Below are 13,002 nucleotides of genomic sequence, written 5' to 3'. Positions count from 1 at the left end.
CGTCAGACTCACAACTGGACGCGCGCGGATCTTCTTCCCTGACGCCGCGTGCCGCCTGCCCCGGATCCGCTGACGAGGGCCGGGGCAGACGGATTATCCATTCGTTTGAGCATGATCTTTTCCGAAAACCGGATGCCACTTTTCGGAATCATGCTCCAGAACTACGAGGTATCCATGCCCCATCTCGTACTGGACAAAGTCTCGATCCATTATGACGGGCAGGCAGAGCCTGCCGTCGAACGGGTGTCGATCGATGTCGCCAAGGGCGATTTCGTCGTGCTGGTCGGCCGTTCCGGCTGCGGCAAGACCTCGCTGCTCAACGTCGCCGCCGGCCTGGTCGCGCCGGCGCGCGGTACGGCTTCCATCAACGGCGAGCCGATCACCGCGCCGGGTTCTGACCGCGCGGTTGTGTTCCAGAACGATGCTTTGTTTCCATGGCTGACCGCGCGCGAAAACGTTGCCTTCGCGCTCAGGCTGCGCGGTGTCAGGCCAGCCGAGCGGGCACGCCGCGCTGATGAATTGCTTGAGCTGGTGAAGCTCACCGCTGCCGGCGACAAGCGCATCTGGGAGCTCTCCGGCGGCATGCGCCAGCGTGTCGGCCTCGCTAGGGCGCTCGCCGCCGAACCCGAATTCCTGCTGCTCGACGAACCGCTCGGCGCGCTCGATGCGCTGACGCGCGAACGCATGCAGACGACGCTGCTCGATCTGTGGACGGCAAGCGATGTCGGCGTGCTGATGGTGACGCACGGCATCGAGGAGGCGCTGGTGCTCGCCACCCGCATCGTCGTGCTGGCGCCCGGTCCGGGCCGCGTGGTGCGGACCTTCGAACCCGGTTTCTCCAGGCGCTATGCCTCCGGCGAGGCCATTCGCACCATCAAGGCCGATCCGGCCTTCGCCGCGGCGCGCGGCGAACTGACCGACGCCATCTTCGAAGGAGAGGCGGCATGACTGTTACCTCCTACACCGAACGGCCGGGACACAAGATCGACGAGGCCGACAGCCTGTCGGTGCCATGGTCGCGGCCCAGCCCGAAACGCAAGGGCGTTTCTGCCCGCGCGGTCAGCGCGGTGACCATTCTGGTGGTACTGGCTCTGTGGGCGCTATCGGCCCGCCTGCAACTGGTGTCGCCAGTTTTCCTGCCGTCGCCTGCCGCCGTGTGGACCAAATTCATCACCGTCGCCCGCGACGGCTTCGTCGATGCGACGCTGCTGCAGCACGCCGTCGCCAGTCTGGGCCGGGTGTTTGCCGCGCTGGTCGCCGCCCTTGCCATTGGCGTGCCGGTCGGCCTCGCCATCGGCATCAGCACGGTGGGCCGCGGCATCTTCGATCCGTTGCTGGAATTCCTGCGGCCGATCCCGCCGCTTGCCTATCTGCCGCTGGTCATCATCTGGTTCGGCATCGGCGAGCCGTCGAAAATCCTGGTGATTGCCATCGCGATGCTGGCGCCGGTGGCGCTGTCGACCGCGTCCGGCGTTCGTGGCGTCTCGCAGGAACGCATCAACGCGGCGCGCTCGCTTGGCGCGACACGAGCACAAGTGGTCCGCCACGTCATCCTGCCCAGCGCGCTGCCGTCGATCCTGACCGGCCTGCGCATCGCGCTCGGCGCCGGCTGGTCGACGCTGGTGGCGGCCGAACTGGTGGCGGCAACGCGCGGGCTTGGCTTCATGATCCAGTCGGCCGCGCAGTTCCTCGTCACCGACGTGGTGGTGATGGGCATATTGGTGATCGCGGCCATCGCCTTCGTGCTCGAATTCGCCATCCGCAGGATCGAGCGCGTGCTCGTTCCCTGGGCCGGACGGGAGTGATTGAAACCGGAAGAGCAGGAGAGAATGACGATGACCCATTCCACCGCCGTGCTGTTCGCCCATGTCGGCAACTGGCTTCTCGCCAGGACCAGGGAAAGCCAGCCGCCCGAACAGCAACACAAATCGCCGGCGCCGGTCCGCTTGGACGCCGAGCGCGACCGCCTGCCGCCGCGCGACGAGAGTTTTTACTGGGCCTGGCAGTATTGGTCGCAGTGAGGGGATTCGACTTTCCGCTACCCCCGCGTCTTCGTCATCCTAGGGCGGAGCAGGAGCGAAGCGACGTCACGGAGACCCTAGGATGACGAACGCCGGGTTGCGTCAGAAAATAATTCCATTCTCTCACGGCAACTCGCAAAGTCATTCCTCTACTAATTTTATAGAACTACCTAGCTTGATCCATCTTCCAACCGGCGAGGCCATTTCCCGGCGCCGGTCCGCAGCCAAGGAGAGGGATCATGTTCAATCCGACCAAGCGCTTCAATCTGACCCGGCGCGCTATCGGCGCCGGCCTGCTGGCGGCAGGCGTTGCCGTGTCGCTCAGTGCCACGGCGCAGGAGCTAAAGCAGTTCAGCATCGGCTACCAGAAGACCGGCCTGCCGGTGATCGCCAGGCAGCAGCAGGTGATCGAAAAGGCGCTTGAAGACAAGGGCGTGACGGTGAAGTGGGTCGAGTTCACCGCCGGACCGCCGCTGGTCGAGGCGCTCAATGTCGGCGCCATCGATGTCGGCTGGACCGGCGACGCACCGCCGATCTTCGGCCAGTCGGCCGGCGCCAACATCGTCTATGCGGCAGCGCTGCCGTCGAATGGCGAGGGCGAGGCGATTTTCGTCAAGCCGGCATCGCCGATCCAGTCGGTCGCCGATCTCAAGGGAAAGCGCGTCGGTGTCGGCAAGGGCACCAGCGCGCACAATCTGCTCGTCGCCGCGCTGGAAAAGGCCGGCATTCCCTTCGACCAGATCACGCCGGTCTATCTCAGCCCGGCGGATGCCGCCGCCGCCTTCGCCAGCGACCAGATCGATGCCTGGAGCGTCTGGGATCCTTTCTTCGCCATCGCCGAGACGCGCTACCAGCCGCGCGTGCTGGCTCGTTCCAGCGAGGTGCTCAAGGTCAATACCTATTTCCTCGCCAACAAGGATTTCGCCAAGGCCCACCCCGAAACCGTCACCACGACCATATCGGCTCTTGGCGAGGCGGCGAAATGGGCGGACCAGAATCGCGACAAGGTGGCCGCGGCGCTGCATGAGGTCACCGGCGTGCCGCTCGACGCGCAGATCATCGCCGCCAACCGCACCAAATTCGGCATCTTCCCGATCACCGACGAGATCATCGCCGGCCAGCAGGCGACCGCCGACCGCTTCTTCAAACTCGGGCTGATCCCGAACGCGGTGCGGATCTCCGACGCGGTGTGGACCGCACCTGGCAATTGATTTTTTCCTCGATGGCGCCGGGTAAGACGCCCGGCGCCATTTGCGTTTGCACCTTCCAAGAGGTCCGTCATGACCGCGCCCGCCAGCACCGCACCACTCGATTTCTTCTGGTTCATCCCGACGCATGGCGACGGTTCCTATCTCGGCTCCGAGCAGCAGCAGCGGCCGCCCGAATTCGGCTACTTCAAGGAGATCGCCCAGGCGGTCGACCGGCTTGGCTTTCCCGGCGTGCTGTTGCCGACCGGTCAGAACTGCGAGGATTCCTGGATCACCGCGACGGGCCTCGCGACGCTGACCGAGAAACTCAAATTCCTGGTCGCGCTGCGACCCGGCGTGACGCTGCCGACTTTTGCCGCGCGCCAGACCGCCGCTCTCGACCGGCTGAGCAATGGCCGCTTGCTGCTCAATGTCGTGGTCGGCGGCAACCCGACCGAACTCGCCGGCGACGGCGTATTCCTGCCGCATGACGAGCGCTATGCCCAGGCGCATGAATTCCTGACCATCTGGCGCGGCCTGGTATCCGGCGAGCGCGTCAATTTCGACGGCAAATATTACCGCGTCGAGAATGGCCGCCTCGACCTGTTGCCCGCGCAGGCGCGGCCGCCGCTCTATTTCGGCGGATCGTCGGACGCGGGCCAGGACCTCGCCGCCGACCTCGTCGACATGTATCTGACCTGGGGCGAGCCGCCGGCCCAAGTCGCCGAGAAGCTCGCCGCGGCGCGCGCAAAAGCGGCGCTGCGCGGCAGAAAACTACGCTTCGGCATCAGGCTGCATTTCATCGTGCGCGAAACCGAGGACGAAGCCTGGCGCGCCGCCGACCGGCTGATCAGCCATGTCACCGACGCCCAGATCGAAAATGCGCAGGCGCGCTTCCTCACCCAGATGGACTCGGTCGGCCAGCGCCGCATGGCGCAATTGCATGGCGGACGCCGCGACAGGCTGGTCGTCTCGCCCAATCTGTGGGCCGGCGTCGGGCTGGTGCGTGGCGGCGCCGGCACAGCTTTGGTCGGCACGCCGGAACAGATCACCGAGCGCATCCGCGAATACCAGGCGATCGGCATCGATACCATCATCGGCTCGGGCTATCCGCATCTCGAGGAAGCCTACCGCGTCGCCGAGCTTTTATTCCCTCGCCTCGGGCTCGGCACCAGGCGGCAGCGGGCGCATGAGAACATCGCCAACGAATTCTCGGTCGGCTTCCATGGCGCCAGCCGCCTGCAGGCTTCGTCATGAGCTTTTCCACGCGCCTGCGCAGCAATGGCATCGGCTGGCTGCTCCCAGCGCTGGTGGTTGCCGGCTGGGAAATTGCATCCCGTGCCGGCGTCATGCCGGCCAACGTGCTGCCCGCGCCAAGCGCGGTCGCCGAGGCCTTCTGGCGGCTGACGCTGTCGGGCGAGCTGATCCGCAACATCGGCGTCTCGACCGCGCGCGCCCTTGCCGGTTTTGCCGTCGGCGGTTCGATCGGCTTTGCGCTTGGCCTTGCCAACGGGCTGTCGACGCTCAGCCGCGGCCTGACCGACACGACGCTGCAGATGATCCGCAACATTCCGCATCTGGCGCTGATCCCGCTGGTCATCCTGTGGTTCGGCATCGACGAGGAAGCCAAGCTGTTCCTGGTGGCGCTCGGCGTGTTCTTTCCGATCTATGTCAACACGCTGCTCGGCATCCAGAGCGTCGACCCGCAGCTGGTCGAGATGGGCCGCGTCTACGGCATGGACCGGTCAGCACTCTTCTTCCGCGTCATCCTGCCCGGCGCGCTGCCGGCGATCTTCGTCGGCCTGCGCTATGCCCTGGGCATCATGTGGCTGACGCTGATCGTCGCCGAAACCATTTCGGCCAGTTCCGGCCTCGGCTACATGGCCATGCAGGCACGCGAATTCCTGCTGATCGATGTCGTCGTGCTGTCGATCCTGATCTATGCGCTGCTCGGCAAGCTCGCCGACAGCCTCGCCCGCCTGCTCGAGCGGCTGTCGCTCGGCTGGCATCCGGCCTTCCAGAACGGATGAGATGTTGCCCATGACAGCCGCCAGCCTAACCGCAGCCCGTTCGTTCGTCGCCACGCCGGGGCGGCCGATCGGTTCCGTCGAAGGACAGCGCGCCTTTGCCTTCAGGCATGCCGGCAAGCGCTTCGGCGACAAGACCGTGCTCGACGGCATCGATCTCGACGTGCCGGCCGGGCAGTTCGTTGCCGTCATCGGCAAGAGCGGCTGCGGCAAGAGCACGCTGCTGAGACTGCTGGCCGGGCTCGACCGGCCGACCTCGGGATCGCTGACATTCGGCGTGGAAGAGGAAGGACACAGCCGCACCCGCTTCATGTTCCAGGAGCCACGGCTCCTGCCTTGGGCCAGCGTGGTGGAAAATGTCGAGGTCGGGCTGACCGGCATCGCCATCGGCATCGAAGCAAGGCACCGCGCGCTCGACATTCTCGGCGAAGTCGGGCTTGCCGATCGTGCCGACGAATGGCCCTCGGTGCTGTCCGGCGGCCAGAAGCAGCGCGTGGCGCTGGCCCGCGCGCTGGTCGGCCATCCGCAGATCCTGGCGCTCGACGAGCCGCTCGGCGCACTCGACGCCCTGACTCGCATCGAGATGCAGCAGCTTTTGGAACGCATCTGGATCGCCCAGAAATTCACCGCGGTGCTGGTCACGCATGATGTCGCCGAAGCGGTTGCGCTGGCCGATCGGGTCGTGGTGATCAGCGAAGGCCGGATCGCGCTTGACCTGGATGTCCCGGTGGAACGGCCGCGCCGTCGCGGTTCGGTGGAGCTTGCGCGGTTGGAGGGCAGGATTTTGGATCGGCTGTTCGGGTAGGAGCAAACCTCCGAGACGTCGGCGGGACAGCGCCCCCCTCTGCCCTGCCGGGCATCTCCCCCTCAAGGGGGGAGATCAACGGCGTCGGCCTCGCTGCTCCTCCTTCAATGATGGGACTTTGGCGAAAGCAGAGATGGCAGCCAATCTCCCCCCTTGAGGGGGAGATGTCCGGCAGGACAGAGGGGGGCGCCACAGATCGCCGCCTCTCGTTCTACAGCTCACCCCCTACCGGTTCGCCCACACCAGCCCGATCAGCCCGACCAGCATCGTGACGAGGCCGATATAGAGCCATTGCGACTGGCCGGTCATGAAGCTGCCGCCGATCGCGCCGATGCCTTGCAGCGACCACAGCGCGCCGATGGCAAGCACAATCAAGGCCAGCAGATTTTTGGTCCGCCTCATTGCCGGATCTCCCTTTCGAAGTCGTTTTGTTGCGGCGCTGAGGCCGCGATGAATGAGCCAAAGGAAGTGGCCCTGGTGCGCCACATTTTACTTGGATATTCGTGCGTGATCTTGTCAAACAAATCCCTGACATCGGCACGAAGATCATGATCGACTGATCATCGCGCGCCGGAAAATCCCTGACAGACTGTTACCCAGTGACTCCAAACGTGTGATCTCGCCACGGAACCGCCAGATCATTGCCGTATTTCCTGCCTTATTCTCCACCTAACGGCTGGGGTCTGTCAAAAACGGAGCCATCCCTCAAATATGAAGAACCTAAATCAGACCGCGCTTGTCGCGGTAACGATCGCTGCTGGCCTGATGGCCGGCGCATCTTCGGCAAGCGCGGCCAACTGCGGCCGTGCCTCGTGGTATGCGCTGCACTCCAAGACCGCATCGGGCGAGCGCATGAATCCTTCGGCGATGACCGCCGCCCACCGCACCTTGCCGTTCGGCACCAAGCTCCGAGTGACCAACAAGAACAACGGCCGCAGCGTCGTCGTGCGCATCAACGATCGCGGTCCGTTCATCAAGGGGCGCGTGCTCGACCTGTCGAAGGGCGCGGCCGGCCAGCTCGGTTTCATCGGCTCCGGCCACACGTCCGTGTGCATGGCGCGCGTCTAGAGCTTCCCGTGTCCGGCGAAATCGGCCGGACACATTACCTACACATTTCGCAGCTGCACACTGAGCCGGCTCGCGCCGTTCAGGGCGGATTCACAGGGCCTTGAACGAAAGAAGCATTGGTCACGCCGCGTGACGTATTGCATCGCAGCAATTAGTTGTTAACTTCCCCGCGAGACATCTAGGGCTCGGCGCTGCTCGTCGTCCCTTCGGTCGCAGGCAGCAGCGGGGTTCTCGATGTTCTACCAGCTTTATGAAATGAACCACGCCGCCGTGCAGCCCGCGCGCCTCTATGCCGACGCGGTGCGCCTGCTCTACACCAATCCGCTCAATCCGTTTTCCCATACGCCCTGGGGCCGTTCGATCGCGGCGACCGCCGAATTGTTCGAGCGCACCACGCGCCGCTACGGCAAGCCGACCTTCGGCCTCGACAAGACCGTGGTCGACTGGAAGAACGTCGAGGTCACCGAAAAAACCGTCTGGTCGAAGCCGTTCTGCAATCTCGTCCGCTTCGAGCGCGCCGTCCCAGCCGGGCGCAAGCCCGACCCCAAGCTTCTCATCGTGGCGCCGATGTCGGGCCACTATGCGACGCTGCTGCGCGGCACGGTGGAAGCCATGCTGCCCCATGCCGACGTGCACATCACCGACTGGGTCGATGCCCGCATGGTGCCGCTTGCCGCGGGCCAATTCGATCTCGACGACTACATCGACTATGTCATCGACATGCTGCACACGCTGGGACCCGACACGCATGTGATGGCGGTGTGCCAGCCTTCGGTGCCGGTGCTGGCCGCCGTGGCGCTGATGGAAACCAAGGGCGATCCGTTCGTGCCCTCGACAATGACCTTGATGGGCGGCCCGATCGATACCCGCAGCAACCCGACCGCGGTCAATCTGCTGGCACAGGAAAAGGGCATCGACTGGTTCCGCGACAATGTCGTCATGCAGGCGCCCTGGCCGGTGCCGGGCTTCGGCCGCGAGGTGTATCCCGGCTTCCTGCAGCTTTCCGGCTTCATGAGCATGAACCTCGACCGCCACATCATCGCCCACAAGGACTTCTTCATGCACCTGGTGAAGCATGATGGCGACAATGCCGAGAAGCACCGCGATTTCTACGACGAGTATCTGGCGGTCATGGACCTGACGGCGGAATTCTACCTGCAGACCGTCGACACCGTCTTCGTGCGCCAGGCCTTGCCCAAGGGCGAGATGACGCATCGCGGCACCCGGATCGATACGTCAGCGATCCGCAACGTCGCGCTGTTCACGGTCGAGGGCGAGAACGACGACATTTCCGGCCTCGGCCAAACCAAGGCGGCGCATGATCTGTGCCCCAACATCCCGGCTGACAGGCACGCTCACTACATGCAGCCGGCGGTCGGCCATTACGGCGTGTTCAACGGCTCGCGCTTCCGCTCGGAAATCGTGCCGCGCATCGTCGACTTCATCACCAGCTATGGCCGCCAGAACCGGGTTGCGGTGAAGCCGAAGCTGGTCCGTACCGCCAAGAAATAGTGCATGTCGCCCAAAACCGCGCAGCTGTGCCGATTCTGTTGCACAAGTGCCGCTGTCCAGCCCCTCGGGTAACCATGCTGACACTCCGACCGACGTCGTAATTGACACGGACTGTAAAACCCCCTTAACCTTTCGTTAATAACAAAGGGTGAGCGGGGACAATGATTTCCTCATCGATGGCGCGACGGCTGCGCATGTTTGCGGCGGCCGGGTTGGCAGCAGTGGGAGGCTGGGTGGCACCGGCTTTGGCGGCCGGAGCGATGGCGACCGGGGGCATGACCTCGCAGCCGATCGGCCACTATGATTTCTGCAAGCTGCATCCCGGCGAATGCTCGATCCGCCCGTCAAATCTGGCGCCGGCCGCGATGACCGACGGGCTGATGCGCAAACTTCTCAATGTCACCGCCAGGGTCAACGCCGCCGTCAAGCCGATGAGCGACATGGACATCTACGGCAAGGACGAAGTCTGGGCCTATCCCGACAAGGGCGTCGGCGACTGCGAGGACTATGTGCTGGAAAAGCGGCGCCAGCTTTCGCGCATGAGCATCTCGCTGGCCGATCTTCTGATCACCGTCGTGCGCAAGCCCGACGGCGAGGGCCACGCCGTGCTGACGGTGCGCACCGACAAGGGCGACTATGTGCTCGACAATCTGACCGACAAGGTCAAGCCATGGGACGCGACCGGCTACCGCTTCCTCAAGCGGCAGGCGATCGACAACACCGGCCGCTGGGTTTCGATCCGCGGTGGCCAGCAGGTCCTGGTCGGCGCGGTTCAGTAGTTTCTGCACGACAGAAGGATAGCGACGCAACCAGCCTCCAGCGGCATTCCGCACAACACACGCGGTTTTCCGCATAATCTCTGCGCCCCGCCTGCGCCATGCTCCGACCTCGCAACCCACCCGAGGCCAGGCGCACCATGAGCATCGTCGTATTCGACCCCGACAGCACCGAAGACGTGGACTTCAAGGAGCGCATGCGCCACCCTGCCGCGGCCGATCCGGCCGGCGGCATGTGGCTGTCCGACACCGAGCCCTCCTTCATCGATGCCGACGCGCTGCGCAAGGGCCGGCTGGCCAAGCTGCGCGGCTGGATGCGCGAGGCGGGCTATGGCGGGGTCGTGCTGTTCGATCCCTACAACCAGCGCTACGCCACCGGCTCGCGCAACATGTTCGGCTATTTCCTGCGCAACTCGACCCGCTATTTCTTCATCCCGACCGACGGGCCGATCGTGCTGTTCGAATACCCGCAGAGCTACCATGTCTCCATGGTGCTCGACACGATCGACGAGGCGCGTCCCTCAAAACTCGTCTGGTCGTCGGTCTCCGGCCGCGACGACGAGACCGCCGGCCCCTTCGCCGACGAGATCGCCGAGCTTTTGAAAAAACATGGCGGCGGCTCGATGAAGCTCGGCCTCGACCGTTGCAGCCACCTGCAGGCGCTGGCGCTGGAAAAGCGCGGCTGCGATGTCCGCGATTGCCAGGGCGAGATCCTGGCGGTGCGCGCGGTCAAGACGCCCGAGGAAGTAAAATGCTTGCAGGTGTCGATGGCCGGCGCCGAGGCCGCCGTCTATGCGGTGCGCGAGGCGATCAAGCCCGGCGTCTCCGAAAACGACCTGTTCGCCATCATGTATGGCGAGGTGATCCGCCAGGGCGGCGAGTTCATCGAGACGCGGCTGCTGACCTCCGGCCAGCGCACCAACCCGTGGTTCAACGAGGCCAGCGGCCGCAAGATCCGGCCCGGCGAACTTTTGGCGCTCGATACCGACACGATCGGCTGCTACGGCTATTATTCCGATTTCTCGCGCACCTTCCGCTGCGGGCCGGGCAAGCCGACGCCCTACCAGAAGTCGCTCTACCGCATGGCGCACGACCAGGTTCAGCACAACATTTCGATCGTCAAACCCGGCATGGCGTTCCGCGAGATCGCCGAGAAGGCGTGGAAAATCCCGGATCGTTTCGTCGACCAGCGCTACACCTCGGTCATGCACGGCGTCGGCATGCATGGCGAGACACCGTTCATCGCGCACGCCATGGATTACGAGACCTATGGCCGCGACGGCCATATCGTGCCAGGCATGGTGGTCAGCGTGGAAAGCTATATCGGCGAAAAGGGCGGCCGCGAGGGCGTCAAGCTGGAGGACGAGATCCTGATCACCGACACCGGCACCGAGCTTCTGTCGCGCTTTCCCTATGAGGATGAGTTTTTGGAGACGCAGGTTTGATGCGGGCAATCAACGAGCGCCTCATTCCTTCGCGCCCCCCTCTGTCCTGCCCGTCCTCCGCAGCAGCTGCGGAGGGTGGACCGGACATCTCCCCCGCGAGGGGGGAGATTGGCAGCGTCGCCTGCGGCGCTTTTTCCTGCAACTCTGGTGATTGGCGAAGGCATTCGCGACGGCCGATCTCCCCCCTTGCGGGGGAGATGCCCGGCAGGGCAGAGGGGGGTGCTGTCCCACTGGCATATGGAAGCGTCTTGGATCGCTCCACCCATGCATGACGCAGGCGCCGCATGAAAACCCCCATCGCCATCAAGCGCGACACCGTGGCCGCGATCTTCATCGACCTGCAGGAAGAGCACCGGCAGGACCCGCGCTACCTCGTCGACGGCTACGCAACGATCCTCGCCAACGTCCAGCGCCTGCAGGCGGCGGCGCGGCAGAACCATGTGCCGCTCTACCACTGGGCCTATATCGTCGATCTCGACAGCCAGGACCGGCCGTTTCATCCGATCGATGAGGACGGCAAGTCGGCTTTTTCCGACAAGAGCGATCCGCTGACCGAGATCTGCCATGAGGTGGCGCCGGCCAACGGCGAGACGCTGCTGATCAAGGCCGAGGCGAGTGCCTTCCGCACCGGGCCAGCGGCGCGCGACATCAAGTCGGCCGGCATCGAATGGCTGGTCGTTGCGGGCGTCTGGACCGAGGCCTGCATCGACGCGTCGGTGAAGGACGCGGTAGCAAAAGGCTTTCGCGTGCTGCTGGTCAAGGACGCCTGCGGCAGCGGCAGTGCCGCCATGCACCAGACCGGCATTCTCAACCTCGCCAACCGGCTCTATGGCGGTGCCGTCACCGACACGGACGGCGCCTGCCGGCTGCTGGCCGGCGAGACCGTCACCGTCTGGCAGGTCGAAGGCTCGGTGCCGCTGCGCTTCACCTTCGACAACGCGGCCGCGCTCTACGCCGATCTATGACTGCCCGCGGCAAATACGAAACACGGCTCGATCCGGCCCTGTGGGCCTATATCGACGCCATCAACGCCTGGTATCCGCCCGAAATCATCGGCCTGCCGATCGACAAGCAGCGCGCCGTCTATGACAGGATGAGCCGGGCCTTTCACCAGGGCCGCCCGACAGGCGTCAAGGCCAGCGACGGCCTGATCGCTGCCCCCGACCGCGACATCCCGGTCCGGCGTTACCAGTTTGCGGGCAAGGCCGCCAAGGCGATGGTGGTCTACTATCACGGCGGCGGCTTCATCCTCGGCGGTCTCGAAAGCCATGACGACATCTGCGCCGAGCTCTGCGCCGGAACCGGCTTCGACGTGCTGTCGGTTGACTACCGGCTGGCGCCGGAGCACCTGCACCCCGCCGCTTTTGACGATGCCGTCGCCGCCTTCGAATGGGCGGTGGCGGCCACCGATCTGCCGCTCGTCCTGTGCGGCGAAAGCGCCGGCGGCAATCTCGCCGCGGCCGTCGCGCAGGCGACGCGCCACCATATCAGAGCCGCCATCGGGCAGGTGCTGATCTATCCCGAGCTCGGCGGCGACGAGAGCACCGGCTCCTACATCGAACACGCCGAGGCGCCGCTGCTATCGGTGGCCGACATCGCCTTCTACCGCGACGTCCGCTCGACCAGGCGGCAGTCGCCCGACGATCCGACCTTCTCGCCGCTGCGCGACACCGATTTCTCCGGCCTGCCGCCAACGGTGATCGTAACGGCAGAATGCGACCCGCTGTCATCGGATGGCGAGACCTACCGCGACCGTATTGTTTCCGCCGGTGGCAAGGCGTGGTGGCACGAGGAGCCGAGGCTGGTGCACAGCTTCCTCCGCGCCCGCACCACGGTGCCGGCGGCGGCGGAAGCGTTTGCGCGGATTATCGGCGCGGTTGGCGCGCTGGGTAGGGGTGAGTGGCCGTATTGAGACGCTGAGGAAGGAAGGCGCCAGCGGTGAGGCGCCGATCTCCCCCCTTGAGGGGGAGATGGCCGGCAGGCCAGAGGGGGGCGCTGTCCCGCCGACTTCTCAACCAAGTTCGACAGTGCTCTCAAATGGATATTGAATAATCAGGACACCGAAGGTTTGCGATCCTTGGCGCCCCCCTCTGTCCTGCCGGACATCTCCCCCTCAAGGGGGGAGATTGGCTGTACCTAACCCCTGCGGAGCACCGCACAA

At 64.9% G+C, this 13,002-nt stretch carries 14 protein-coding genes; 13 read left to right on the top strand and 1 reads right to left on the bottom strand.

Annotated elements, in window-relative coordinates:
- The first annotated feature begins 174 nt into the window (after nucleotides 1-174).
- The 7 genes from ACSQ3L_RS04365 (at nucleotide 175) to ACSQ3L_RS04335 (ending at nucleotide 6,040) form a co-directional block, all read left to right on the top strand.
- Entirely contained in the window at nucleotides 175-948 is a 774-nt protein-coding gene (locus ACSQ3L_RS04365) for a taurine ABC transporter ATP-binding protein (RefSeq protein WP_436158824.1), read from the top strand.
- Complete coding sequence (locus ACSQ3L_RS04360; protein ID WP_436158823.1) at nucleotides 945-1,805, top strand: ABC transporter permease subunit; 861 nt, start codon at nucleotides 945-947, stop codon at nucleotides 1,803-1,805. Before ACSQ3L_RS04365 ends, ACSQ3L_RS04360 begins: the two co-directional genes overlap by 4 nt.
- A 30-nt stretch (nucleotides 1,806-1,835) precedes the next feature.
- Nucleotides 1,836-2,021 carry a hypothetical protein gene (locus tag ACSQ3L_RS04355; protein ID WP_436158822.1) on the top strand — a complete coding sequence of 62 codons (186 nt, stop codon included), beginning with the start codon at nucleotides 1,836-1,838 and terminating at the stop codon, nucleotides 2,019-2,021.
- Between the two features lie 239 nt (nucleotides 2,022-2,260).
- Nucleotides 2,261-3,232: a sulfonate ABC transporter substrate-binding protein gene (locus ACSQ3L_RS04350; RefSeq protein ID WP_436158821.1), complete on the top strand. Its 972-nt coding sequence runs from the start codon at nucleotides 2,261-2,263 to the stop codon at nucleotides 3,230-3,232.
- Between the two features lie 69 nt (nucleotides 3,233-3,301).
- Entirely contained in the window at nucleotides 3,302-4,465 is a 1,164-nt protein-coding gene (ssuD, locus tag ACSQ3L_RS04345; protein ID WP_436158820.1) for an FMNH2-dependent alkanesulfonate monooxygenase, read from the top strand.
- Nucleotides 4,462-5,238 carry an ABC transporter permease subunit gene (locus tag ACSQ3L_RS04340; RefSeq protein ID WP_436158819.1) on the top strand — a complete coding sequence of 259 codons (777 nt, stop codon included), beginning with the start codon at nucleotides 4,462-4,464 and terminating at the stop codon, nucleotides 5,236-5,238. The genes ssuD and ACSQ3L_RS04340 overlap by 4 nt, the downstream gene beginning before the upstream one ends.
- Before the next feature lie 10 nt (nucleotides 5,239-5,248).
- On the top strand, nucleotides 5,249-6,040 hold the full coding sequence (locus ACSQ3L_RS04335; RefSeq protein WP_436158818.1) for an ATP-binding cassette domain-containing protein: 792 nt from the start codon (nucleotides 5,249-5,251) through the stop codon (nucleotides 6,038-6,040).
- A 225-nt stretch (nucleotides 6,041-6,265) separates the two neighbouring features.
- On the opposite strand, the gene ACSQ3L_RS04330 is transcribed toward ACSQ3L_RS04335, so the two are convergent.
- Complete coding sequence (locus ACSQ3L_RS04330; protein ID WP_436158817.1) at nucleotides 6,266-6,442, bottom strand: hypothetical protein; 177 nt, start codon at nucleotides 6,440-6,442, stop codon at nucleotides 6,266-6,268.
- 309 nt (nucleotides 6,443-6,751) lie between these two features.
- Between ACSQ3L_RS04330 and ACSQ3L_RS04325 the strand changes: the two genes are divergently transcribed.
- The 6 genes from ACSQ3L_RS04325 to ACSQ3L_RS04300 all read left to right on the top strand — a co-directional run bounded on the left by ACSQ3L_RS04325 (nucleotide 6,752) and on the right by ACSQ3L_RS04300 (nucleotide 12,753).
- Nucleotides 6,752-7,108: a septal ring lytic transglycosylase RlpA family protein gene (locus ACSQ3L_RS04325; protein WP_436158816.1), complete on the top strand. Its 357-nt coding sequence runs from the start codon at nucleotides 6,752-6,754 to the stop codon at nucleotides 7,106-7,108.
- Between the two features lie 234 nt (nucleotides 7,109-7,342).
- Entirely contained in the window at nucleotides 7,343-8,620 is a 1,278-nt protein-coding gene (locus ACSQ3L_RS04320; RefSeq protein WP_436158815.1) for a polyhydroxyalkanoate depolymerase, read from the top strand.
- Nucleotides 8,621-8,781: 161 nt separating this feature from the next.
- The gene (locus ACSQ3L_RS04315; RefSeq protein ID WP_436158814.1) at nucleotides 8,782-9,399 is read left to right on the top strand and encodes a transglutaminase-like cysteine peptidase; all 618 of its coding nucleotides are present in this window, start codon (nucleotides 8,782-8,784) and stop codon (nucleotides 9,397-9,399) included.
- A 137-nt stretch (nucleotides 9,400-9,536) separates the two neighbouring features.
- Nucleotides 9,537-10,841, top strand: a complete 1,305-nt coding sequence (locus tag ACSQ3L_RS04310; RefSeq protein WP_436158813.1) for a M24 family metallopeptidase — start codon at nucleotides 9,537-9,539, stop codon at nucleotides 10,839-10,841.
- A gap of 284 nt (nucleotides 10,842-11,125) precedes the next feature.
- Complete coding sequence (locus ACSQ3L_RS04305) at nucleotides 11,126-11,806, top strand: isochorismatase family protein (RefSeq protein WP_436158812.1); 681 nt, start codon at nucleotides 11,126-11,128, stop codon at nucleotides 11,804-11,806.
- Nucleotides 11,803-12,753, top strand: coding sequence for an alpha/beta hydrolase (locus ACSQ3L_RS04300; RefSeq protein WP_436158811.1), 951 nt, complete (start codon nucleotides 11,803-11,805; stop codon nucleotides 12,751-12,753). The genes ACSQ3L_RS04305 and ACSQ3L_RS04300 overlap by 4 nt, the downstream gene beginning before the upstream one ends.
- The last annotated feature ends 249 nt before the right edge of the window (nucleotides 12,754-13,002 follow it).

The organism is Mesorhizobium sp. LjRoot246 (genome assembly GCF_964254115.1).
Classification (GTDB): Bacteria; Pseudomonadota; Alphaproteobacteria; order Rhizobiales; family Rhizobiaceae; genus Mesorhizobium.
This window is presented reverse-complemented; position numbering and strand designations above follow the sequence as displayed.

What these genes read in the sequence shown, in the direction of transcription:
- ACSQ3L_RS04305 (WP_436158812.1), top strand. Translation starts at nt 11,126, where the DNA reads ATGAAAACCCCCATCGCCATCAAGCGCGACACCGTGGCCGCGATCTTC.
- ACSQ3L_RS04300 (WP_436158811.1), top strand. Translation starts at nt 11,803, where the DNA reads ATGACTGCCCGCGGCAAATACGAAACACGGCTCGATCCGGCCCTGTGG.
- ACSQ3L_RS04310 (WP_436158813.1), top strand. Translation starts at nt 9,537, where the DNA reads ATGAGCATCGTCGTATTCGACCCCGACAGCACCGAAGACGTGGACTTC.
- ACSQ3L_RS04350 (WP_436158821.1), top strand. Translation starts at nt 2,261, where the DNA reads ATGTTCAATCCGACCAAGCGCTTCAATCTGACCCGGCGCGCTATCGGC.
- ACSQ3L_RS04365 (WP_436158824.1), top strand. Translation starts at nt 175, where the DNA reads ATGCCCCATCTCGTACTGGACAAAGTCTCGATCCATTATGACGGGCAG.
- ACSQ3L_RS04335 (WP_436158818.1), top strand. Translation starts at nt 5,249, where the DNA reads ATGACAGCCGCCAGCCTAACCGCAGCCCGTTCGTTCGTCGCCACGCCG.
- ACSQ3L_RS04315 (WP_436158814.1), top strand. Translation starts at nt 8,782, where the DNA reads ATGATTTCCTCATCGATGGCGCGACGGCTGCGCATGTTTGCGGCGGCC.
- ACSQ3L_RS04330 (WP_436158817.1), bottom strand. Translation starts at nt 6,442, where the DNA reads ATGAGGCGGACCAAAAATCTGCTGGCCTTGATTGTGCTTGCCATCGGC.
- ACSQ3L_RS04355 (WP_436158822.1), top strand. Translation starts at nt 1,836, where the DNA reads ATGACCCATTCCACCGCCGTGCTGTTCGCCCATGTCGGCAACTGGCTT.
- ACSQ3L_RS04340 (WP_436158819.1), top strand. Translation starts at nt 4,462, where the DNA reads ATGAGCTTTTCCACGCGCCTGCGCAGCAATGGCATCGGCTGGCTGCTC.
- ACSQ3L_RS04325 (WP_436158816.1), top strand. Translation starts at nt 6,752, where the DNA reads ATGAAGAACCTAAATCAGACCGCGCTTGTCGCGGTAACGATCGCTGCT.
- ACSQ3L_RS04320 (WP_436158815.1), top strand. Translation starts at nt 7,343, where the DNA reads ATGTTCTACCAGCTTTATGAAATGAACCACGCCGCCGTGCAGCCCGCG.
- ACSQ3L_RS04360 (WP_436158823.1), top strand. Translation starts at nt 945, where the DNA reads ATGACTGTTACCTCCTACACCGAACGGCCGGGACACAAGATCGACGAG.
- ssuD (WP_436158820.1), top strand. Translation starts at nt 3,302, where the DNA reads ATGACCGCGCCCGCCAGCACCGCACCACTCGATTTCTTCTGGTTCATC.